Source organism: Microbacterium sp. AK009 (assembly GCF_013410955.1).
Taxonomy (GTDB): domain Bacteria; phylum Actinomycetota; class Actinomycetes; order Actinomycetales; family Microbacteriaceae; genus Microbacterium.
The window spans coordinates 149,501-168,768 of record NZ_JACCCG010000003.1 but is presented as its reverse complement, the minus strand read 5'-3'; the positions used below and the strand labels follow the sequence as shown (position 1 = coordinate 168,768).

Annotated in this window: 21 protein-coding genes; 10 read left to right on the top strand and 11 right to left on the bottom strand. The window is 71.1% G+C overall.

Annotated elements, in window-relative coordinates; all coding sequences use genetic code 11:
- Positions 1-10: 10 nt before the first annotated feature.
- The 4 genes from HDC37_RS17395 to HDC37_RS07400 all read left to right on the top strand — a co-directional run bounded on the left by HDC37_RS17395 (position 11) and on the right by HDC37_RS07400 (position 5,587).
- Complete coding sequence (locus HDC37_RS17395) at positions 11-2,710, top strand: FtsX-like permease family protein (RefSeq protein ID WP_218869486.1); 2,700 nt, start codon at positions 11-13, stop codon at positions 2,708-2,710.
- Positions 2,707-3,588 carry an ABC transporter ATP-binding protein gene (locus HDC37_RS07410; RefSeq protein ID WP_179559780.1) on the top strand — a complete coding sequence of 294 codons (882 nt, stop codon included), beginning with the start codon at positions 2,707-2,709 and terminating at the stop codon, positions 3,586-3,588. The genes HDC37_RS17395 and HDC37_RS07410 overlap by 4 nt, the downstream gene beginning before the upstream one ends.
- Positions 3,585-4,268: an ABC transporter ATP-binding protein gene (locus HDC37_RS07405; RefSeq protein ID WP_179559779.1), complete on the top strand. Its 684-nt coding sequence runs from the start codon at positions 3,585-3,587 to the stop codon at positions 4,266-4,268. The genes HDC37_RS07410 and HDC37_RS07405 overlap by 4 nt, the downstream gene beginning before the upstream one ends.
- A gap of 74 nt (positions 4,269-4,342) precedes the next feature.
- A complete protein-coding gene (locus HDC37_RS07400) occupies positions 4,343-5,587 on the top strand; it encodes a phosphotransferase (protein ID WP_179559778.1) in 1,245 nt (414 codons plus the stop codon).
- Between the two features lie 13 nt (positions 5,588-5,600).
- On the opposite strand, the gene treS is transcribed toward HDC37_RS07400, so the two are convergent.
- The 4 genes from treS to HDC37_RS07380 all read right to left on the bottom strand — a co-directional run bounded on the left by treS (position 5,601) and on the right by HDC37_RS07380 (position 9,770).
- The gene (gene treS / locus HDC37_RS07395) at positions 5,601-7,913 is read right to left on the bottom strand and encodes a maltose alpha-D-glucosyltransferase (RefSeq protein ID WP_179559777.1); all 2,313 of its coding nucleotides are present in this window, start codon (positions 7,911-7,913) and stop codon (positions 5,601-5,603) included.
- 95 nt (positions 7,914-8,008) lie between these two features.
- The gene (locus tag HDC37_RS07390; protein ID WP_257021367.1) at positions 8,009-8,860 is read right to left on the bottom strand and encodes a universal stress protein; all 852 of its coding nucleotides are present in this window, start codon (positions 8,858-8,860) and stop codon (positions 8,009-8,011) included.
- 111 nt (positions 8,861-8,971) lie between these two features.
- The gene (locus HDC37_RS07385; RefSeq protein WP_179559776.1) at positions 8,972-9,337 is read right to left on the bottom strand and encodes an SHOCT domain-containing protein; all 366 of its coding nucleotides are present in this window, start codon (positions 9,335-9,337) and stop codon (positions 8,972-8,974) included.
- 1 nt (position 9,338) lies between these two features.
- Positions 9,339-9,770, bottom strand: coding sequence for a DUF6325 family protein (locus HDC37_RS07380; RefSeq protein ID WP_179559775.1), 432 nt, complete (start codon positions 9,768-9,770; stop codon positions 9,339-9,341).
- A 203-nt stretch (positions 9,771-9,973) separates the two neighbouring features.
- On the opposite strand from HDC37_RS07380, the gene HDC37_RS07375 reads away from it, so the two are divergent.
- Entirely contained in the window at positions 9,974-10,417 is a 444-nt protein-coding gene (locus tag HDC37_RS07375; RefSeq protein WP_179559774.1) for a YbhB/YbcL family Raf kinase inhibitor-like protein, read from the top strand.
- A gap of 106 nt (positions 10,418-10,523) precedes the next feature.
- Here the strand turns inward: HDC37_RS07375 and HDC37_RS07370 are convergent, their stop codons facing one another.
- Both HDC37_RS07370 and HDC37_RS17125 read right to left on the bottom strand, forming a co-directional pair.
- Positions 10,524-11,063 (bottom strand): YaeQ family protein, encoded by a 540-nt coding sequence (locus tag HDC37_RS07370; RefSeq protein WP_179559773.1) that lies wholly within the window; start codon positions 11,061-11,063, stop codon positions 10,524-10,526.
- 51 nt (positions 11,064-11,114) lie between these two features.
- A complete protein-coding gene (locus HDC37_RS17125) occupies positions 11,115-11,237 on the bottom strand; it encodes a hypothetical protein (protein WP_257021366.1) in 123 nt (40 codons plus the stop codon).
- Between the two features lie 132 nt (positions 11,238-11,369).
- Here HDC37_RS17125 and HDC37_RS07365 point away from each other — a divergent pair, with 132 nt between their 5' ends.
- On the top strand, positions 11,370-12,287 hold the full coding sequence (locus HDC37_RS07365; protein WP_179559772.1) for a LysR family transcriptional regulator: 918 nt from the start codon (positions 11,370-11,372) through the stop codon (positions 12,285-12,287).
- 4 nt (positions 12,288-12,291) lie between these two features.
- On the opposite strand, the gene HDC37_RS07360 is transcribed toward HDC37_RS07365, so the two are convergent.
- The 3 genes from HDC37_RS07360 to HDC37_RS07350 are packed head-to-tail and all read right to left on the bottom strand — an operon-like array spanning position 12,292 to position 14,716.
- A complete protein-coding gene (locus HDC37_RS07360; protein WP_179559771.1) occupies positions 12,292-13,272 on the bottom strand; it encodes a cation diffusion facilitator family transporter in 981 nt (326 codons plus the stop codon).
- Complete coding sequence (locus HDC37_RS07355) at positions 13,269-13,757, bottom strand: hypothetical protein (protein WP_179559770.1); 489 nt, start codon at positions 13,755-13,757, stop codon at positions 13,269-13,271. Before HDC37_RS07355 ends, HDC37_RS07360 begins: the two co-directional genes overlap by 4 nt.
- 11 nt (positions 13,758-13,768) lie before the next feature.
- Complete coding sequence (locus HDC37_RS07350; protein ID WP_179559769.1) at positions 13,769-14,716, bottom strand: SDR family oxidoreductase; 948 nt, start codon at positions 14,714-14,716, stop codon at positions 13,769-13,771.
- A gap of 198 nt (positions 14,717-14,914) precedes the next feature.
- Here HDC37_RS07350 and HDC37_RS07345 point away from each other — a divergent pair, with 198 nt between their 5' ends.
- Positions 14,915-15,982: a YihY/virulence factor BrkB family protein gene (locus tag HDC37_RS07345; RefSeq protein WP_179559768.1), complete on the top strand. Its 1,068-nt coding sequence runs from the start codon at positions 14,915-14,917 to the stop codon at positions 15,980-15,982.
- Here the strand turns inward: HDC37_RS07345 and HDC37_RS07340 are convergent.
- Positions 15,968-16,690: a DUF72 domain-containing protein gene (locus HDC37_RS07340; protein ID WP_179559767.1), complete on the bottom strand. Its 723-nt coding sequence runs from the start codon at positions 16,688-16,690 to the stop codon at positions 15,968-15,970. The two genes, HDC37_RS07345 and HDC37_RS07340, sit on opposite strands and share 15 nt — an antisense overlap.
- Before the next feature lie 4 nt (positions 16,691-16,694).
- Positions 16,695-17,354: a hypothetical protein gene (locus tag HDC37_RS07335; protein WP_179559766.1), complete on the bottom strand. Its 660-nt coding sequence runs from the start codon at positions 17,352-17,354 to the stop codon at positions 16,695-16,697.
- 211 nt (positions 17,355-17,565) lie between these two features.
- Here HDC37_RS07335 and HDC37_RS07330 point away from each other — a divergent pair, with 211 nt between their 5' ends.
- From HDC37_RS07330 to HDC37_RS07320, 3 genes are read left to right on the top strand one after another with little or no spacing between them, the layout of a single operon-like run.
- Positions 17,566-18,306 (top strand): hypothetical protein, encoded by a 741-nt coding sequence (locus tag HDC37_RS07330; protein WP_179559765.1) that lies wholly within the window; start codon positions 17,566-17,568, stop codon positions 18,304-18,306.
- Positions 18,284-18,697 carry a phage holin family protein gene (locus HDC37_RS07325; RefSeq protein WP_179559764.1) on the top strand — a complete coding sequence of 138 codons (414 nt, stop codon included), beginning with the start codon at positions 18,284-18,286 and terminating at the stop codon, positions 18,695-18,697. The genes HDC37_RS07330 and HDC37_RS07325 overlap by 23 nt, the downstream gene beginning before the upstream one ends.
- The gene (locus HDC37_RS07320; protein WP_179559763.1) at positions 18,694-19,254 is read left to right on the top strand and encodes a DUF3618 domain-containing protein; all 561 of its coding nucleotides are present in this window, start codon (positions 18,694-18,696) and stop codon (positions 19,252-19,254) included. Before HDC37_RS07325 ends, HDC37_RS07320 begins: the two co-directional genes overlap by 4 nt.
- The last annotated feature ends 14 nt before the right edge of the window (positions 19,255-19,268 follow it).

The following is a 19,268-nucleotide window of genomic DNA, read 5'->3' as shown; positions in this document are numbered from 1 at the left end:
CCGTTCCCGCGTGAGCACAGCCGGTCTCCTCGCCCGGATCGGCGCCGACCGCCTCGGCGCCACTCTCCTGGTCGCGCTGCTCGTCGCGGTCACCGCCTTCGCCGCGGCGGTCATCCCGCGTGTCACCGCCGCCCTCGCCACCGCTGAGCTCCACAGCGCCCTCGATGCACTCCCCCCTCCGGTCCGCGACATCCGTGCCGCGGGCACGATCGGGCTGGTGCCGGGGATCGCCGGCCAGCCGATCGATCGACTGACCGCCCCGACGGATGCCGCGGTGCAGGCCTTCGCCGACGAGCTGCCCCCGCCCCTACGCGCCCTCGTCGGCGACCCGCAGTGGGTGGTACGCACCGAACCCCGCGACACGATTCCCGTGCACACCGGCACCGACGCCGGTCCCGGCGCCGCACCCCGACCGCGGTTCCTCGCCGGGCTCGCCGTGGATCCCGGGTGGCGCGAGCGGGTGGAGATCGTCGAAGGAGCCGCCCCCGCGCCGTGGTCGGGAGACGAGACCACGCCCGCACCCGACCCCGTCCTGGAGATCGCCGTCGCGGTCGAGACGGCGACGGCGGCCGACGTGGGAGTCGGCGACGTCCTCACGTACGGACCCTTCGAGCTGCGGGTCGCCGGTCTCTATCACCCCCTCGATGCCGCCGACCGACACTGGGCGCACCTCACCGACCTCGCCGGACCCGTGGTCGAGTCGACTCCGGGCGAGGTGGCGACGGTGCGGGCTGCGGTGATCATCGACACCGCCGGGCTCGGCGGCCTGACGACCAGCTTCACCACCGGAACGTTCCTCGCCTACTACCCGGTGTCGGCGTCGCCGCTGCGCGCGGTCGACGCGCCCGAGAGCGCCGATCAGCTTCGCCGCGCCCTCGCGCAGGGCCTGGTGATGCCCTACGGCGGCGATGTCTCCCTCGCCACGCTGTCCGCTGACGAGATCGACGCCGCGCTGGCCCGCACCGCCACGGTGACCGCCCTGCTCGCGTTCGCCCTGTCGGGACTGCTCGGACTCGTCCTCGCCGTCTTCACGCTCGGCGTATCGGCGGTGGTCCGCGTCCGCCGTCCCGTCCTGGCGTTGACCGGCGCACGCGGCGCAAGCGGGGCACAGCTGCGCGGAGCGATGGCCGGTGAGGGTCTCCTCCTCGCCGTCCCCGCGGCGACGGCCGCGACAGTCCTCGCGGCCGTCGCGGTCCCGGAGCCCGTCGGCGCCTCCGGCTGGGTGCTGCCGCTCCTGGTGACAGCCGCCGTCCCCGTTCTGTTCGCCGTCCTCGCCTCACCCGGGAACCTGACGGCCGAGCGTCGCGACCTGAGCCCGCGCTCGGGCCGTCGGCGCCTCGTCATCGACGTCGCCGTCGGCCTGCTCGCCCTGGTCTCGGTGCTGCTCGTCGCCCAGCGCGGCATCGCCGGCGCGGCGGATGCGGTCGCACTCGACCCCCTCCTCATCGCAGCACCGGTTCTGGTGATGGCCGCGATCAGCCTCCTGGCCCTCCGCCTCGCACCGTTGCCCCTTCAGCTCCTGCTCCGCCGGGCGCACCGCGGCGACCGGCCCGCCCCCCTCCTCGGAGCGGCCCGCGCCATCCGCGCCCCGGTCTTCGGCTTCGCCGCCAGCTTCGCGCTCATCCTGGGCGTCGCCGTCGTGGTCTTCTCGGCCGTGTTCGGGTCGACCCTGCGCACCGCGATCGTCGCCGGCGCCCGCGAGGACGTGGGGGGCGACATCCTCGTCATCGCGCCGGCGATCCCCCCTTCGGTGAGGTCGGAGGTCGCGCGGGTCCCCGGCGTCGAGGCGGCTGCGGCGATCGCGGAGATCCCGGGAGTCCGGGCCGCGGGCGACTCTGCGCGGGCCAGCCTCACCCTGATCGTGACCGACACCGCCGCCCTGACCGAGGTGAGGCCCGACCTCGCAGGCCTCACGGGCCTGGCGGAGGCGCAAGCGGGCGGCATCCCGCTCCTGGTCTCCGAAGACCTCGCCCCCTCCCTCGATGACGACAGCCGCATCGGAGGCGCACGGGTCATCGTCACCGGTACCGTGCCGACGACCGCGCTGCCGAGCTCCTCGCCGAACTGGGCGCTGATCGATGCGGGTCTGCTCGACGTCCTGGGTCGCGACCTTCCGGACGCCGAGCAGCTCGTCGTCGCGGCGTCGGAGGGGACGGATGCCGCGGCGCTCGCCGCGACGATCGACGAGGTCGTGCGCGCGGCCGTCCCCCGCGAGCTCAGCGGCGGCGTGGTGACGGTCGCCGCGGATGCGGAGGTCGCCGCCGCTCTCGCATCGCCGCTCACCCGCGGTATCGACGCGGCACTCCCGTGGGCGGCGGGAGCGGCCCTCGCCCTGACCGCCGTCGCCGTCGTGCTCGCCACCGTCACCGCCGCCCGCGCGCGGGCTCGGACGGCGGCGGTGCTGCGGATCATCGGGGCGGACAGCCGGCAGGAGCGACAGATCGCCCGGTGGGAGTTCACCCCGCCCGTCCTCCTCGGGCTCATCGTGGGGCTCGCGGCGGGGATGGCGCTTCCGTGGGTCATCACGACCGTCGTCGACCTTCGCCCCTTCGTCGGGGGGCGGCTGGCGCCCGAGGTCACGATCGACCCGCTTCCTCTCGCCGTCGCCCTCACCGCGGTCGCGCTGGCGGCCACCCTCACCGCCGCCGTGTCGATCGCGATCGCCGCGCGCCGTACCCCTGCCACGACCCTCCGGATGGGAGATCGATGACACCGCAGATCCAGTGCACCGACCTGGTGCGCATCTACTCGACCGGCGGCGTGGAGGTCCAGGCCCTGCAGGGACTCACCCTCACCGTCGAACAGGGCGAGGTGACCGCCGTGGTGGGCGCCTCGGGTTCGGGGAAATCCACCCTCCTGTCCATCCTCTCCAGTCATGACACCCCCACCGCCGGGTCGGCGACGGTCGCGGGACACGATCTGCTGACGATGTCCTCGCGCGAGCGCACACGCTACCGGCGCCATACGGTCGGCTTCGTCTGGCAGCAGGCCGAGCGGAATCTCCTCGGGCCTCTGACCGTCACCGAGAACATCGCCACCTCCCTCGCCATCGCCGGAACCGCGCGCCGCGCGCGCCGCGCGCGGTCCCGCGAGCTGCTGGACGTCCTCGGCATCGGCGACCTCGGCGACCGGCGCCCGGCCGAGCTGTCGGGCGGACAGCAGCAGCGCGCGGCCATCGCAGTCGCCCTGGCGAACGAGCCGGCGGTGCTCTTCGCCGACGAGCCGACCGGGGAGCTCGACGAAGCCAACTCCGAGCACGTCTTCGGTGCGCTGCGAGAGGTCAATCGTGCCCTCGGCACCACGGTGCTCATCGTCACCCACGACGAGGGGGTCTCCCGCCAGGTGCGACGGACCGTGCAGATCCGCGACGGACGTCTGTCGACCGAAACCCACCGCGAACAGCGGGTCGGAGAGGACGGCGAAGAGCAGACCCACGCTCGCGAGTACGCCGTCCTCGACCGTGTCGGCCGGCTCCAGTTGCCCGAGGACTACCTGCGGGCCCTGGCACTGAAGGATCTGGTCCGGCTGCAGCTCGAGCGCGACCACGTCGAGGTGCACCCCACCGCCACGGAGGAGAAGCCGGAGTGAGTGCCGCCGTCGTCCTTCGCGCGGAGGATCTGCACCGCAGCTACGGTCACGGTGCGGCACGGGTGAGGGCGGTGCGTGGGGTGTCGCTGGAACTGCGAGCCGGCGAGCTGGTCGTGCTGCGCGGCCCCTCCGGATCGGGGAAGACCACCCTCCTGAATCTGCTGGGCGGTCTTGATCGGCCCTCCCGCGGCGACGTCCGGCTCGACGGACGCTCGGTGGTCTCCGCGAGCCGCGGGGAGCAGGTCGCGTTCCGCCGGCAGGACCTCGGGTTCGTCTTCCAGGCGTCTGCACTCCTGGACGAACTGACGGCGAGCGAGAACGTCGACCTGGTGCTGCGCCTCGGCGGGCTCGATCGGGCGAGCCGCAACGAGCGCAGCTCGGCGGTGCTCGAGGCCGTCGGCCTCTCCGCTCACGCGGCGCAGCGTCCGCCGGAGCTCTCGGGCGGACAACGCCAGCGCCTCGACATCGCCCGGGCCCTGGCGCATCGCCCCCGAGTGCTGATCGCCGACGAGCCGACCGGCCGCCTCGACAGCGCGAACGCCGAGGCGATCATGCGGATGCTCGTGCAGCTCGTCCGCGGCGACCGGATCGCCGCGATCGTGTCCACCCACGACCCGCGGATGGCGGCGCACGCCGATCGTATCGTCGAGATGCGGGACGGATTCCTGGCGGGCGACTGACCGTTCCCATTACGCCTCCTGGCAACGCCCGTCCAGTCCTTTACGGGGGTGCCCGCGCACGCCAAGGTGGGATGGTGCCTTCTGCAGACGAACTCGGCGCCTGGGTGGCGCAGCAACGCTGGTATGCGGGGAAGAGCCATGAGCCCCGCTTCCGGCTCCTCGACACCCAATCGGTGCCCCACGCGACCCGCTACCTGTTGATGGATGACGCCGGCGCCCGGCCGGTGCTCTACCACGTGCCCGTCTCGAGCGTGCCGACGGCCCCTGACACGCCCGCGCTCATCGCGCGGACAGCCGAGGGCTGCGAGATCGATGCGGCGCAGCATCCCCCGTTCGCGATCGCGACCCTCGAAGCCATGGGGGTCGATGCCAGCCGCGTGACCGGCAGCCGTGTCCTCACCGGTGAGCAGTCGAACACCTCCATCGTCTTCGACGAGGACGGTCAGCCCACCATCATCCTCAAGCTGTTCCGCACCCTGCACGACGGGGAGAATCCGGATGTCACGGTGCAGCGTGCGCTGAGCGCCGCCGGGTCGCCGTTCGTCCCGAAGTTCCTCGGCAGCGTCGACGCCGAGTGGCCTGACAGCGGGATGATCGAGGGGGTCGCCCGCGGAACGCTCGGTTTCGCGCAGGAGTTCCTCCCGGGCGTCCGCGATGGGTGGGCCATCGCGCTCGAAGCGGCGCGCGAAGGGCGCGACTTCACCGACGCCGCGCGCGATCTGGGCACAGCCGTCGCCGGAGTGCACGGAGCGCTCGGCGAGGCTCTCGGCACCGCCGACGGCGGTCCGGAAGCGGTTCTGGCTGCCGGCGTCACGTGGCGCCGCCGTCTGTCGATCGCCGTGAACGAGGTCCCCGCTGTCGCCGACCGCGCCGCAGCGATCGAGGCGGTGTACGACGCCGCGCTCGCCCGCCCCTGGCCGCGGCTGCAGCGGATCCACGGCGATCTGCACCTGGGGCAGGTGCTCGCCGTCCCCGGCGCCGGATGGCGGATCGTCGACTTCGAGGGCGAGCCGCTCCGGCCGATGCACGAGCGCGCGGTGCCCGACCTTGCGACGAGGGATGTCGCGGGTATGCTCCGCTCGTTCGATTACGCCGGCGCAGTCGGAGGAGCATCGGATGCCGCGGCGTGGGCCGCCGCCTGCCGCGCCGCATTCGTCCAGGCCTATGCCGGCGCCGACGGATCGGTCGGCCTCGACCCCGTCATCCTCCGCGCCCTCGTGCTCGACAAGGCCGTGTACGAGTCGATCTACGAGGCGCGCAACCGCCCCACCTGGCTCCCCGTGCCGCTCGCCGGGATCGACGCCGCGCTCGCGGGCTGAGCGCCCGACCGCGTCATCCGATCAGATCTTCGTCCTCGTCGGGCTCGCCGGGCTCGAGGAGGAGGAAGATCGCGCCGTAGGCGGGCAGCGACACGGTGAAGCTCTGCAGATCGTCGACGTGGCCGATCACCTCGCCGGTCGCGGCGTCGCGCACTTCCGACCGCCGTTCGAGCTGCTTCGAGCGGACCGTTCCCTCGACCGGCTCGCCGGCGAAGTTCAGCACCGTGACCTGCAGCGGTGCATCGGCGTCGTGTGCGCCGTCGTCGAGACGGTGCACGAGGACGAGCATCCCGTGGTGGGCGACCTCGGGCACGTCGACCTGCGTCGCGGTGGCGATGCCGTGGCGGCGACGCAGCTCGATGATCTGCGAGAGCCGCGAGGCGAACGAGTCCTCGTCGGTGAACTGCGCCGGGAGGGAGCCGTACAGCGAACGACCGCGCGGCATGCCCGCCGCGGACCGGGTCGCCTGCGGATCGACGTCGAGGAGGTCGTGCGCACCCCGCTCGATCCAGCGCGTGTCACCCGAGCTGATGAGGTCGGCGACCTGGTCGGCCGGCACCGTGAGCATGCCGACGAGGTCCCAGCCCGAGAGGGCGAAGACCCCGGGCTGCCAGGCGTTGTAGGCGCACAGCAGCAGGTGGGCGTCGCGAATGGCGGGGATGTCGTCGTCGGTGATGTCATCGAGCCGCGTCGCGCCGCGCGCGGCGGCGATGAGCGACGTCGTCGTGCAGGCGATGCCGTTCTGAGTGAACACCCGGTTGAAGTCGGCGCTGCCGGTGAGGCTCTCGGTGAGCTCGGCGCGGACGATCTCGGCGAGCTCGCTGCCGCTCACCTCCCGCCCTCGGAAGCGGTACTCCTCCTCGGCGTGCCGGGTCGCCCAGTGAACGAGCTCGTAGGTGAGCTCGTCGTGGTTCTGCATGCCGTGCACCAGCTGCACCGGCTGCACGCCGAGAGCGAGCGAGGAGGTCAGCGCAAGGCGCAGGAAATCGGTGCGTCCGGTCGCCAGGGCGTGGTGGTAGCCGGGGCGGCCGATGAAGTCGTAGGAGAGGTCGGCGCCGACCGCGCCGGTGTCGCGGATGTCTTCGATCGTGAGGTTCAGCTCCTGGAACGTGAACCCGCCGACCTTTCGCACCATGCCGGCGATGATGTGGTTCGCCGCGTGGGAGAGCGGGTGGCCCTCCGACCACGCGGGGAGCCCCTCGGTGCTCTTCTCCACGCCGAGGAAGCCGTTGGCGTCGAGGCGCAGCGCGCTCGTGCCGAGCTCGCCGAGGGAGTGCAGGGCGTCGCCGATGACGAGCCGCATCCCGGCGAACGTGGGGTCGAGCCAGTTGATCGAGGGCTGGCCCTGCTTGAAGTAGTGCAGGTACACCCAGCGGCGGGTGACGCCGTCGGGGCCGAGCACCGGTGCCGTCGCGCTCCAGTTGGTCTCCTTCACGCCCGGGGTGTAGAAGATGACGCGCTGCAGCGCGCCGATGATGTAGCCGCGTTCGGCGAGCTCGTGCTCGGTCGCGGGGTCGAGGTTGACACTGTCGACGTCGCCCGGAACCTCGGGAAGGAGCGCCCAGTCCTCTTCGAGGATCTCGACCATGTGGTAGATCCCGGGGTAGTCCTTGAAGCCCATCTCGGCGAGGCGGAAGTCGGCGCCCTTCCCGGTGTGACCGGGCACGATGTCGTCGATGATGCTGCCGCCGTGGGTGTCGGCGACGTCGCAGAGAGCGCGGAACTCGTCTTCGGTGCCGAAGGCCGAGTCGATCGCGGTGCTGATGCGGTCGAAGTGGCCGTCGACGCTCGGGGTCTCGAGCCACCCGGCGATGCCGCCGGCGCGCTTGACCGGTCCGGTGTGGATTGCGGTGATCCCCACGCGCTCGAAGGCCGACCAGAGGGCGTCGTCGCCGAGGGACGCGAGGAACGACTGGCCGGGCCGGGTGATGAGCGAGATCGGGTAGGCGGTGAACCACACATCGCTCGTCGCGATGGCACGGCGCGCATCGGGGCGGGCGTAGGGGTTGCGCCACATCGACGGCTGCCCCGACAGCTGCCGGGCCAGCACGTCGGCATCCTTCAGCATCGACTGCCGCACCAGCCACTCGACGTACGACGGGTTCGAGCCGTTCGCGGTACGGGGGTCGGTCGTGACCCGGCGCACACGCCCGGAGCGGAGGTTGTCACGGGGACGCAGCCGCCGCGGGCGGGCGGGGTACCGCTGCTCGTCGTAGCTGATCTCGGGAGTCTCGGGCTCGGAGCTGTCGCTGTCGAGTTCCTGCAGGAGGGGGAGGTCGATGGGGCCGGTGTAGAGCTCCTCCGGCTGATACTCGTCGCGCGCCATCCTCCGACCGTACGTACTCGACGCGCCGGATGCGAGGGCTGGCGTGTCGTGCCGCGGACCGGTAGTGCGAGGGCGCGGGTCGGGCGCGGCCGGGGTCAGCGCACTGCCGCGGTCACCGTCGCGAGGTGGGTGAGGACGTCGTAGCTGACCGAGCCCAGGACGAAGCGGCGGAACGCACCGCGGCCGTGGGTCCCGACGACGACGAGGCGCGCCGTTGCGGCGTGACGATTGATCGTGGACGCCGGGTAGCCGCGCTCCGCGCGCGCGACGATCTCGAGGTCGGGGTAGCGGCTGCGAAGGCCCGCGAGGGCGATCGAGAGGGTCTCCTCCGTCAGCGCCTGCATGTTCTGCAGGTACTGCTCGGGGTATCGTCCGTGGTTCCCGGGCGCGGGAAGCGGCACCCACGCGGCCACGGCGACGAGCGGTTCGCCCAGGCGGTCGGCCTCGGCGGCGGCCCACGCGACGGCACGCTCCGAGGTCTCGGATCCGTCGACGCCGACGACCACTCCCCGGCGTTCACCGAGATCGAAGTCGGGGACGACGACCACCGGACACGTCGCGGCGGAGACGATGCGGAACCCGTGCGGGCCCCGCGTCGCTCCGGCGGCAGGGCCGCGGTGATCGCTGCCGATCACCAGCAGCGCGGCGCCCTCGGCGGCGGCGATGAGCTTCTCGGTCGGATTGCCGCGTTCGACGACCACCTCGACCTCGACTCCGGTCGCGCGCAGGCCCGCGGCGGTGGCTTCGGCCCGCTCTCGCATCTCGGCGAGAAGCCGGTCGGCGAGCGCATCCTCTCCGACGGCGCCCACCGCGCCGCCCAGGATCGACACCAGCTTCAGCCCCTGACGCCGGTCGCGGGCGCGGGACGCCGCCCATGCCACCGCGCGTTGCGCAACGGGCGCGTCGGTCAGACCGACGACGATCACCTCGGACATCGTGTCTCCCATTTCTCATCCCCTCGCCGCGAGAGTGCGTCTGCGCGACGAGGATTCGGGGTCCACCCCCATTCTCGGCGCCCAGATGCACTCTCGCGGGGAGGGTGGACGAACGGGGTGGGGTCAGGCCAGGAGTTTCGCCTTCGCGGCGGCGAACTCCTCGTCCGTCAGCACGCCGCTCTGCTTCAGGGCGGCGAGCTGCTGCAGACGGGCGATCATGTCGTCGCCTCCGCCCGCGGCAGGGGCGGCGGGCGCGGATGCGGCGGGCGCGGCCTGCGGCATCTGTGCGGCGACCGCCGCCTGAGCGGCGGCATCGAGCTGCGCCTGCTGCTGCGCAGCCTGGTATTGATCCTGCTCGTACTGCGCCTGCGCTTTGCGCTCGCGCGAGTTCTGCATCGAGCCGCTCACGGCCGATGCGGTTCCCGCGACCACGGCGGTCCGGGCGGCAAGGCCGAGCAGGCCCGGGCGCCCCATGCGGCGGAACGGCATGTCAGTTCTCCTCTGCGTCGATCATGTCGGCCACGGCGTTGACGACCGGGGCGGGGATGCGCTCGGCCGTGAGCACGGTGCCGCCGCTCTGCGCGACCTTCTCGGCGAGGGCTCGCACGTAGGTCATCTCGAGTGCCACGAGCACGGCCGAGCTGCCGGGCGCGATGAGCTCGGCGAGTTCGTCGATGTCCTCCGAGGCGGTGAGGCCCGCGGCGAACAGCTCGATTCCGTTGATCCCGAGAGCGTTCTGCTCCTCGACCTCGATCATCTCGATGTCGCCCTCGGCGGACTTGCGCAGCACGACCAGGTCGAGCAGGCGCACGACGCCGGACTCGATGATGTCGCGCAGCGCCGCCACGGCGTCGGGGTGCGGACGATCACTGTCGAAGCCGACCAGATACAACTCGACCGGCCCGTACCGGAACTCGACCATCGGGTGTCCTCTCTCCTCGCGCGGGGCGGCGCGGCAGCCGGCGACGCGGCAGCCCTGCGACAGGCCCCCGACCGCCATCCTCTCGCGAGCGGGTACCGGGCGCCATCCTCAGATCGGAACCGTCCGTCGACCGCGCCTGAGAGAACGGGGAACGATCGCCACCGGCCGGCCCCGCGGCATCCGTCCGAGGGCAGGATGTATGCATGCGTATTGACAAACTCGCGATCTCGAGCCCCGACATCCCCGGCCTCGGTGACGTGCCCGAGCGGTTCTCGGCAGACGGCGGCAACGCCGTGCCGCGGTTGGAGATCACCGGGGTGCCCGAGGGCACCCGCGAGGTGGTGGTGATCTCGCACGACCCCGACGCGCCGCTGCCTCAGGGCTTCACGCACTGGGTGCTCTACGGGTTGCCGCCGGTGGACCAGTCCGTCGACACCGCCGCCGCGACCGCCGGGCCGAACGGCGCGGGAAGGTCCGGATGGTACGGACCGCAGCCGCCCGCGGGGCACGGCCGTCACCACTACTACTTCTGGGTGTACGCGCTGGATCGCGAAGTGCAGGGCACCCCCAGCCGGGAGGAGTTCCTGCGCGACTACGCCGACGCCGTCATCGAGCAGAACCGGTTCGTCGGGCACTTCCAGCGCTGAGGCGGCTCAGCGCCGCGCCATGAGGTCCGTGACGACGGCGAGACGTTCGGCGTCGTCGACGTCGTCGTCGACCCGAGGACCTCGAACCCGTCGGAGCGGGCGGTGTTCATACGAGCGGCTCGTCGTGGATCTCGGAGGTGAGGGCGGTGCCGTTGAGGTCGAGGTAGAGCCGGCGCTCGGTCACCGACACCGTCACGGTGTTGCGCCGGGCGAGCGCCGCGACGGCGTCGTCGATGAAGCCCGGGTCGAAGCTGTGGAGCACGATCTCCTCGGCACGGTGGATCGTCTTCCCCGCAACACCCGCACGCACCTTCGCCGGGTCACGGTGCGTGTACACCGTGGTCCGGTCGGCCAGCTTGCTGCCGAAGTGCAGACGCCCGGCGTCGGGGAGGCCGACCTCGATCCATGCGGTGACGCGGCCGGTCGCGTCGCGGATCAGCACCGCGGGTTCTTCGGTCGAGGAGATCCCGCCACTGAAGGCGACACCCTCTTCGTACTCCAGCAGGTACGCCAGCACTCGGGTGACCATGTACGCGTCGGTTTCGGACGGATGCCGCGCTGCGCGCACCGTCACCTCGTCGTAGACACCGCGATCGACATCCGCCAGCTGCACCTCGAAGGTGTGCATCACTGCGCCGGCGGCCATGGTCGTCAAGCCTAGGGGGCGGGCGCGCCTCTCGCCGAGCGCGCGCTCAGGTCAGATGACGCGGGCGTACGTGCGGGTCGGCACGCGCCCGTATCCGTCGGTGACGGTGAGCGAGACCGCGCCGGCGATGGCGGCGACGGCGGTGGCGGCGAGGAGCGCGAAGAAGACGACCATGATCGGGCCTTTCAGACAGGTGAACGTCGACGTACGACGAGCTCCGTTGCTCTTACTCGACCCCTCCATCGTCCACCGGGGGACCTTTCAGCACAAGCGCAGAGTTCTGCAATGTCATTGTAGTCTCGCTTCATGGATGTCAGACGGCTCGATCTTCTCCGCGAGCTGGCGGAGCGCGGCAGCATCACCGCCGTCGCAGCCGCCACGCACCGCACCCCGTCGGCGGTCTCCCAGCAACTGAAGGTGCTCGAACGCGAGGCGGGCCTTCCCCTCACCGAACGGGCGGGCCGCGGCGTCCAGCTCACCAGCGCCGGCCACGCGCTCGCCCGCAGCGCCAGCGAGGTGGCCGTCGCGCTCGAGCGCGCCACGGCCCTCTGGGACGAGTTCCGCAATCACCCCAGCGGCGAGGTGCGGCTGGCGACCTTTCCCTCGGCGGGCCAGGTGCTGCTCCCACAGGTGCTGCAGGAGGTTTCGCGCACCCCCGGGTTGATCCTGCTGTGCGCCGACGGTGACCACGAGCTTCTGGACTTCCCCTCTCTCACGGCCGACTACGACATCGTGCTCGCCCATTCGCTCCGCGGTGCGCGCGCCTGGGGTGGGCGGGGTCTGCGCGTGGTGCCGCTCATGACCGAGGCTCTCGACATCGCCCTCCCCGCCGACCACCGCCTCGCCGGCAGGAGCTACCTCACCGCCGGCGATGTCGTCGACGAGCCGTGGATCGGGGTCCCGATCGGGTTCCCCTTCGAACGCATCCTGCACGACATCGAGGAGGCCGCGGGGCGCCGGGCCACCATCTTCCAGCGCATCAGCGACCTGCGGATGGTCGAAGCGTTCGTCGCCGCCGGACTCGGTGTCTCCCTCATCCCCCGCTCCACCTCGGGCGGGATCGACCCGAGCCGCGTGGTCCTGAAGCCCCTGCGCGGCGTGGACGCCGAGCGCGACATCGTCGCGCTGCTCCGCCCCGACACCGCCGAGCGCCTCGCTGTGCGCACCGTCCTGTCCATCCTCCAGGCGAAGGCGGCCGACATCGAAGCGGCCCACGCCGCATGACGGGTCAACCGCGGTGGTCGACGACCTCGGGGAGTTCCCGCACCGGCACCACGACGATGTCCTGCACCTTCCAGTCGAGATCGATGCAGGCCTGACGGGCATCCTCGAGAGCGTCGAGCGACGGGGTGCGCCCTCTTCGGGGAACGACGAAGGCCTCGATGTGGAACACATGGCCCTCATCGCGCACGCGGCTGCCCGCGTTCTCCACCCAGGGCAGGCTCCGGAGGTAGTCGTCGACGGCGACCGCCACCGGATGCGGCGCCCTGTCGTCGAAGGTCGTGGCGCGGGCATCCATCAGATCGGTCACAGCCCCGCCCAGGTTGCGCAGACCGTCCCACAGGATGCTGGCGGCGATGAAGACGGCAGCGGCCCCGTCCAGCCACCAGATCCCGAGGCCGATGCCGGTGACACCGACGATGGATCCGACCGCGGTCATCCAGTCGGCCTTGTTCATGTCGGCGTCGGCATACAGCACCTTGTCGTGCAGCTCCTCGGCCAAGCGCATCTTCGCGCGCCCGATGAACACCGGCGGGAGCGCGATCGCGGCCATGACGCCGATCATGAGCCAGCCGAGCCACACCGTCAGGCCGAAGACCTCCACGGTGCCGATCGTCGGATGCTCGAGGAGGATGAGTCCGATGGCGGAATCGACGATGAGGTAGGTGCCCATCGTCGTGAGCGCGACCGCGGCCACGAGGTGTCCGATGGCGACTGCACGGTGCTGGCCGTAGGGATGCTTCGCGCTCGGGAGGACACGGCTCACGCGCACCGCGATGAGGAAGGCGATCGGCGGCAGGAACGACAGGAGGTCTTCGATCCAGGCGGCCTTCATCGCCTGCGAGTTGCCGAGGACCAGCCCCACGAGGGTGACCGACACGACGAGGAAACCGATGGTGATCCACTCCAGGCGGATCGCGCGCCGCAGGACCTCGCGCTGTCTTTCGGGGAGTTCGGTGCGTCCGAACCGCACCGGTGGGCGGGTCATCGGTCGCGTCCCTCGACGTGCGCCGAGAGGAAGCGCTCGAGCTCGGAGAGGAAGGCGTTCTCGCCGAGGGGAACGAGCATGACGAGCGTGTGCGTGCGTCCCTGGTCGTCGACGACCTCGCGGTAGCCCCGCGTGACGCCGGCCTTGTCGGTCCAGGGCGTCTTATCGGTGATGCCGCCCGCCACGAGGTCGAGGGTTCCGTCTTCGAGACCGCGCACGAGCGCCTCCTCCGCGCCGACGGTCCAGTCCACGTCGGCGTCGAGATGTTCGGCGAACGCGCGGATCGCGTCGGCCTCGTCGCCCTGCGGCTCGACGCCTGCGGCGTCGATCAGGTCGCCGTTCGGCGTGACACCGGCGCGCAGCACGTCGCCGCGCACGGCGACCAGTGTGCCGTCGGGGTCGGCCGGCATGAGCGGCTGGCCGCACCCCGCGAGGAGCAGGACGGCGCCGAGGGCGGCGCTCGCGACGGCTCGTCGTGTGCGCATGACGACTCCTCTCACATGCCGAGAAGGCGAAGCAGTCCGGAGCGATTCTCGCGACGCATGCGGGCCCGTACGCCACCGGTCACCGTCGCTCGCGTGACGGTCGGCTCGTGGATCGCGCCCGGCGTGTGGGGGGCCGGCTCGCCCAGCGGCGTTTCGATGCCGACGATCCGTGCCGACATCCGATCGACCGCCCCGGGTGCGAGGCGTGCGGCGAACAGGGCGAGCCGCGCTTTGGCGCCGACCGGCCGCCACGGTCGGGGCCGCACGCAGGCGCGGACGATGGCATCGACGACCGGTCGCGGACTGCTCATCGCCGCCATGCGCAGCGAATGACCCGTGCGGTTGGCGGAGCGATTCCAGAACGGGGTGTCGAGCGCCCAGGGGAGGATCGTGCTGACCTGGATGCGCCGGTGATCGCCCGACAGCAGCAGCTCCTGTCGGAGAGTGCGCCCGAAGGCGGTGACCGCGGCCTTCGACGCCGCATACGAGGCCTGGTACGCCAGGGGTGCGACGCTCTCGACCGAGCCCAGGTTGATGAGCACCCCACCGCCGACCTGCGCGCGGAACTGCCGGAGGGCGGCATGCGCCCCGTAGATCATCCCGTTGACGTTGACGTCGATGACACGCGCGTGATCGTCGACCGGCACTTCCCAGAACGGCCCGACGGCGCCGATCCCGACATTGTTGACCCAGACGTCGATTCCACCGAAACGCGACGCGGCCGCGGACGCCAGCCGGTCGACAGCGGCCCGGTCGCTCACGTCGGTCGGCACCGCGAGCGCGGTGCCTCCGGCCGCGGCGATACGGGCGACCAGCTCCTCGAGTTCGTGCCGGCGCCGGGCCGCCACGACGACGCTCGCTCCGGCCCGAGCGACCTCCCAGGCCACTCCTCGTCCGACGCCGGTCGTGGCACCGGTGACGACGACGGTCTTCCCCTGAAGCTGCACTCGATCGACCACGCCCCCATCGTGCGCTCCTCCACAGACGCGGTCACGGGCCTTGCCAGACGACGACGACACCGCTAGTCGTCGCGTCGCGGCATCCGCCCTCCACCCGTCATAAACCCGCGGCTCGCCGAAATCAAGTCCCGCCCGATGTTCCCGCCCTGGGTCGCACAATGTTGCCTTCGCGACACCGATGAGCTCGGGGAGTACCTCATGACCAGCGACACCACTGCACAGGAGCGCACGAACACGGCCGCTCCCGACCCGGAAGCGGCCGGCAAACCGGATTCGCCCGATGACCTCCACAAGCGCTCGTGGAAGTACGTCATCGGAAAGACGGCGCGGGAGTTCTCGTCGGACCAGTGCACCGACATCGCCGCCGCACTCACCTACTACTCGGTGCTGTCGATCTTCCCCGGTCTGGTGGCGATCTTCTCTCTCCTGGGCGTGGTCGGACAGGGGGATGCCGCGGCGACCACGGTGCTCGGCATCCTCGATCAGGTCGCTCCCGGGGAGACCGCCCAGGCGCTGCGCGGTCCCATCGAGCAGCTGGCCGCTTCTCCCGCAGCCGGTTTCGCACTGGTCACCGGCCTGCTCCTGGCCATCTGGTCTGCGTCCGGGTACGTCGGGGCGTTCAGCCGGGCGATGAACCGCATCTACGAGATCGAGGAGGGGCGTCCGTTCTGGAAGCTGAAGCCCAGCCAGCTGCTCGTCACCGTGATCGGCATCGCCCTGGTCGTCGTCTGCGTGATCATCCTGGTCGTCTCGGGGCCGGTCGCCGAAGCGGTGGGCGACGCCCTGGGTCTCGGCGCGGTCGTGCAGACGGTGTGGTCGATCGCGAAGTGGCCGGTCCTGGCGTTCATCGTCGTGCTGATGGTGGCGATCCTGTACTACGCGACGCCCAATGCCAAGCAGCCGAAGTTCCGGTGGCTGAGCCTCGGGGCGCTGCTGGCGATCGTGGTGCTCGCGCTCGCCACGACCGGCTTCGTCTTCTACGTCGCGAACTTCTCCAACTACGACCGCACGTACGGGTCGCTCGCCGGCGTGATCGTCTTCCTGCTGTGGCTGTGGATCGCGAACCTCGCGCTACTCTTCGGCGCGGAGTTCGATGCGGAACTCGAGCGAGGCCGTCAGCTGCAGGGGGGGATCGCCGCGGAGGAGGACATCCAGTTGCCGCCGCGCGACACCCGGAAGAGCGACAAGGCCGCCGAGAAGGAGCGTCAGGATGTCGAGGAGGGGCGGCGCCTTCGCACCGAGGCTGCGCGATCAGGCGAGGAATGACCGGAGCGTTCGCGCGTTGCGGACGGCGTGGCCGGCGCCGTCGTTGTTGAAGGAGGCGTACACCTCGCGTCCCTGCCCCTCCCACTCGCGAACCCGCTCGGCCCACCACGACAGGTCGGCGTCGGAGTACGACCCGGCGTAGAGCGCGCCGGTGTCGGGTCCGTGCAGCCGCACGTAGACGAAGGGTGCCGTGGCGCGGAGGATGCAGGCGAGTCCCGCCCCGCTCATGACGCAGTAGGCCGCGCCTCGACGTTCGAGCAGCGCGAACACATCCTCGTGATGCCACGACGGATGACGGAACTCCACGACCGGCCGCATCCAGCCCGGGGTCTGGGCCAGGAACTGATCGAGACGCTCGTCGTCACGCTCCATGTCCGGCGGCAGCTGGACGAGCAGGGGCCCGCGGCGGTCGGCGAGCGCATGCAGCCCTCGCGCCATCCGTTCAAGCCACACCTCGGGGTGGGCGAGCTTTCGCCCGTGGGTGAGCCCGCGCGGCGCCTTCACCGACATCTGGAATCCTGCGGGGCTCCGCTCCCGCCACCCGGTGAATGTCGCATCGCGCTGCCAGTGGTAGAAGGTCGCGTTGACCTCGACCGTGTCGAACTCCGCCACGTAGGGCGCGAACCGGTTGCGAGAGGCGAGACCCGGTGGATAGAGCACGCCGTTCCAGTGGTCGTAACTCCAGCCCGACGTCCCGATGCGCGCCATCGACCTACGGTGCGGCGGTCACGCCACCGAGCCCCACGCGATCCACCCGACGGTGATATCGCATGCCCGCCATCCCTCCGAGGACCGCTCCGATCAACGCGACGATCGCCGCACCGAGGGCCGTGAGGATGCCGGTGAGGGTCGCTGTTTCGGGGGTGACGGGGATCCGCGGGAAGCTGTCGAGAGCCGCCAGGATGTCCCACTGACTGCCCGCGATCGCGGTGATGACTGCGACCACCACGGCGACGATGATCGACCAGATCCACACCGCGATCCCCTGCTTCGCCCCGCTGAAGCGCGCCATGCGCCCGGCGACGTAGCCACCGGCGAAGTAGGCGATCAACAGGACGAGCGCGAGAAGGACCGCGCTGATCACCGTCGTCAGCACCGGGCTCGACGCTGCGGCCTCGGCGGCGTCGTCTACCGTGCGGGTCTCGACCCCGACAGCCCCGGCGATCGCGGCGACGAGCGCCGTCAACAGCACGGCGGTGCCGGTCGCGGTGAGCCAGCCGAAGAAGGCCGTCCCGAACTTCATCCCGCCGAAGCGCTCACGTTCGCGGGCGAGCACGTCGTCGCGCAGTGCGGCGGGGGCACCCGGCCGGGCTCCGGCGGGTCGCGTGTCGTGGCGATCGTCGCCGTCGCGGGCATCGGTGTGGGAGGTCATGGCCGGGACGGTAGCGACCGGTGTCTGCGTTCGTCTTCGGGGTTGCGGGTTCACCTGTGCCGCCGTACCCTTCAGCCCCCTCGCCGCACCCCGATCGCGCGTGCAGTTAGCGATCGCGTTCCGATTTGGCAAGGGGGATCTGCGATTCCTCCGTCGTGCGTAGAAATGGCGGTCATCCCGTTCGGATCGAGCGGGTCGGAAAGGAAGAGCGATGTCGAACTACGACGACACGAGCGTGTCGGGACCGAACAGTGGCGGATCGATGGGCTCATCAGGCACCGTCGACACGGCCAAGCGCGAGGCGTCCGATCTCGCGCACACCGCCGGCGATCAGGCGAAAAGCGTCGTCGACACGGCGAAGAGCGAAGCCTCGTCGGTCGCGCACGAAGCGAAGTACCAGGCCAAGGACCTGTTCGCCCAGTCTCAGCAGGAACTGAGCGCTCAGGCCCGCACCCAGCAGGAGCGGGTGGCAGGCGGCCTTCGCGCGGTCGGCGGCGACCTCCAGAGCATGGCCGACGGCGCAGCATCCGATTCCCTCGCTGCCGATCTCGTGCGCCAGGTATCGACCCGGGTGTCGCTGGCGTCGGACTGGCTCAGCGAGCGAGAGCCGGCCGACGTGCTGAACGAGGTCAAACGCTTCGCGCGGCGTCGCCCCGGGGTGTTCATCCTGAGCGCGGCAGTCGCCGGAATCGTGGTCGGGCGCCTGACGAGGGCGTTGGCGACGAACGCCGCCGAAGCGAAGAAGGCCGATGCCGGGTCAGCATCCGGCGCGTCCACCGCACGGCCGGTGTCGGACGCTGCCCTCATGTCGCCTCCGGTCGGTGGCGCCGAGGAGGAGCTGTCCGTCGCGGAGGAGACCCCGATCTACGCCCAGTCGACCGTCGGCGCACCGGCCCCCGCGGCTGGGGCACCCCGGAGGGAGGACGGCGATGAGCAGCCCTACTCCATCTGAGCAGAAGGCTGCCACGACGTCTCTCGGCGACCTCCTGGGCGAGGTGACGAGAGACCTCTCGACGCTGATGCGCCAGGAGGTGGCGCTCGCCAAGGCCGAGCTGAAGGAATCCGCCGGCAAGACCGCCAAGGGAGCCGGCGAGCTCGGCGGCGCGGCGTATGCCGCCATGATGGCGATCTTCTTCCTGTCGGTCGCACTGTGGTGGGCGCTGTCCCTCCTCGTCGGCGGGGGCTGGGCGGCCGTGATCGTGGCGGTGATCTGGGCGGCGATCGCGCTGATCCTGTTCGCCGTCGGCCGCGGCGAGATGAAGAAGGTGCAGGGTGCTCCGCAGACGGTGGAGACCCTCAAGGAGATCCCTGAAACGCTGAAAAGGAATGAGGAGAACCGATGAGCGATTCACCGGAAGCGATCCGCGCGGACATCGAGCGCACGAGGCGCGAACTGGGCGGCGACGTCGACGCCCTGGCCGACAAGGTATCGCCGTCGAAGATCATGGAACGCCGTACGAGTGCGGTGAAGGGGGCGGTCGGGTCGGTGCGCGACCGGATCATGGGAGCCGCGGATGACGCCGGTTCGGCCCTGTCGGATGCCGGTGGGGCCGTCGGGTCCGCGACCCACCGCGCGGCGGCGAAGGCGGAGGGCAATCCGCTGGCGGTGGGCCTCATCGCCTTCGGCGCCGGACTTCTGGCAGCGTCGCTGATCCCCGCATCGTCGAAGGAGAAGCAGCTCGCCGACACCGTCAAGGATAAGGCGCAGCCGCTCGTCGACGAGGTGACCGAGGTCGCCAAGGAGGCGGGGGCACACCTGCGCGAGCCCGCCAAGGAGGCGGCGGCCGCGGTGAAGGAATCCGCGGTCCAGTCGGTGGACGTCGTCAAGGACGAAGCTGCTTCTGCCACCGCGGAAGTCAAGGACCAGGCAGACACGTCTCGCCAGCACCTGGCGGGCTGAGCCGGGCGACTGAC

Coding starts and splice junctions, on each gene's coding strand:
- HDC37_RS07380 (WP_179559775.1), bottom strand. CDS start 9,770: ATGGTCGAGTTCCGGTACGGGCCGGTCGAGTTGTATCTGGTCGGCTTC.
- HDC37_RS07330 (WP_179559765.1), top strand. CDS start 17,566: ATGTCGAACTACGACGACACGAGCGTGTCGGGACCGAACAGTGGCGGA.
- treS (WP_179559777.1), bottom strand. CDS start 7,913: ATGGCGCGCGACGAGTATCAGCCGGAGGAGCTCTACACCGGCCCCATC.
- HDC37_RS07340 (WP_179559767.1), bottom strand. CDS start 16,690: ATGGCGCGCATCGGGACGTCGGGCTGGAGTTACGACCACTGGAACGGC.
- HDC37_RS07410 (WP_179559780.1), top strand. CDS start 2,707: ATGACACCGCAGATCCAGTGCACCGACCTGGTGCGCATCTACTCGACC.
- HDC37_RS07390 (WP_257021367.1), bottom strand. CDS start 8,860: ATGGGAGACACGATGTCCGAGGTGATCGTCGTCGGTCTGACCGACGCG.
- HDC37_RS07370 (WP_179559773.1), bottom strand. CDS start 11,063: ATGGCCGCCGGCGCAGTGATGCACACCTTCGAGGTGCAGCTGGCGGAT.
- HDC37_RS07325 (WP_179559764.1), top strand. CDS start 18,284: ATGAGCAGCCCTACTCCATCTGAGCAGAAGGCTGCCACGACGTCTCTC.
- HDC37_RS07345 (WP_179559768.1), top strand. CDS start 14,915: ATGACCAGCGACACCACTGCACAGGAGCGCACGAACACGGCCGCTCCC.
- HDC37_RS07355 (WP_179559770.1), bottom strand. CDS start 13,757: ATGCGCACACGACGAGCCGTCGCGAGCGCCGCCCTCGGCGCCGTCCTG.
- HDC37_RS07320 (WP_179559763.1), top strand. CDS start 18,694: ATGAGCGATTCACCGGAAGCGATCCGCGCGGACATCGAGCGCACGAGG.
- HDC37_RS07365 (WP_179559772.1), top strand. CDS start 11,370: ATGGATGTCAGACGGCTCGATCTTCTCCGCGAGCTGGCGGAGCGCGGC.
- HDC37_RS17125 (WP_257021366.1), bottom strand. CDS start 11,237: ATGGTCGTCTTCTTCGCGCTCCTCGCCGCCACCGCCGTCGCCGCCATC.
- HDC37_RS07385 (WP_179559776.1), bottom strand. CDS start 9,337: ATGCCGTTCCGCCGCATGGGGCGCCCGGGCCTGCTCGGCCTTGCCGCC.
- HDC37_RS07375 (WP_179559774.1), top strand. CDS start 9,974: ATGCGTATTGACAAACTCGCGATCTCGAGCCCCGACATCCCCGGCCTC.
- HDC37_RS07335 (WP_179559766.1), bottom strand. CDS start 17,354: ATGACCTCCCACACCGATGCCCGCGACGGCGACGATCGCCACGACACG.
- HDC37_RS07360 (WP_179559771.1), bottom strand. CDS start 13,272: ATGACCCGCCCACCGGTGCGGTTCGGACGCACCGAACTCCCCGAAAGA.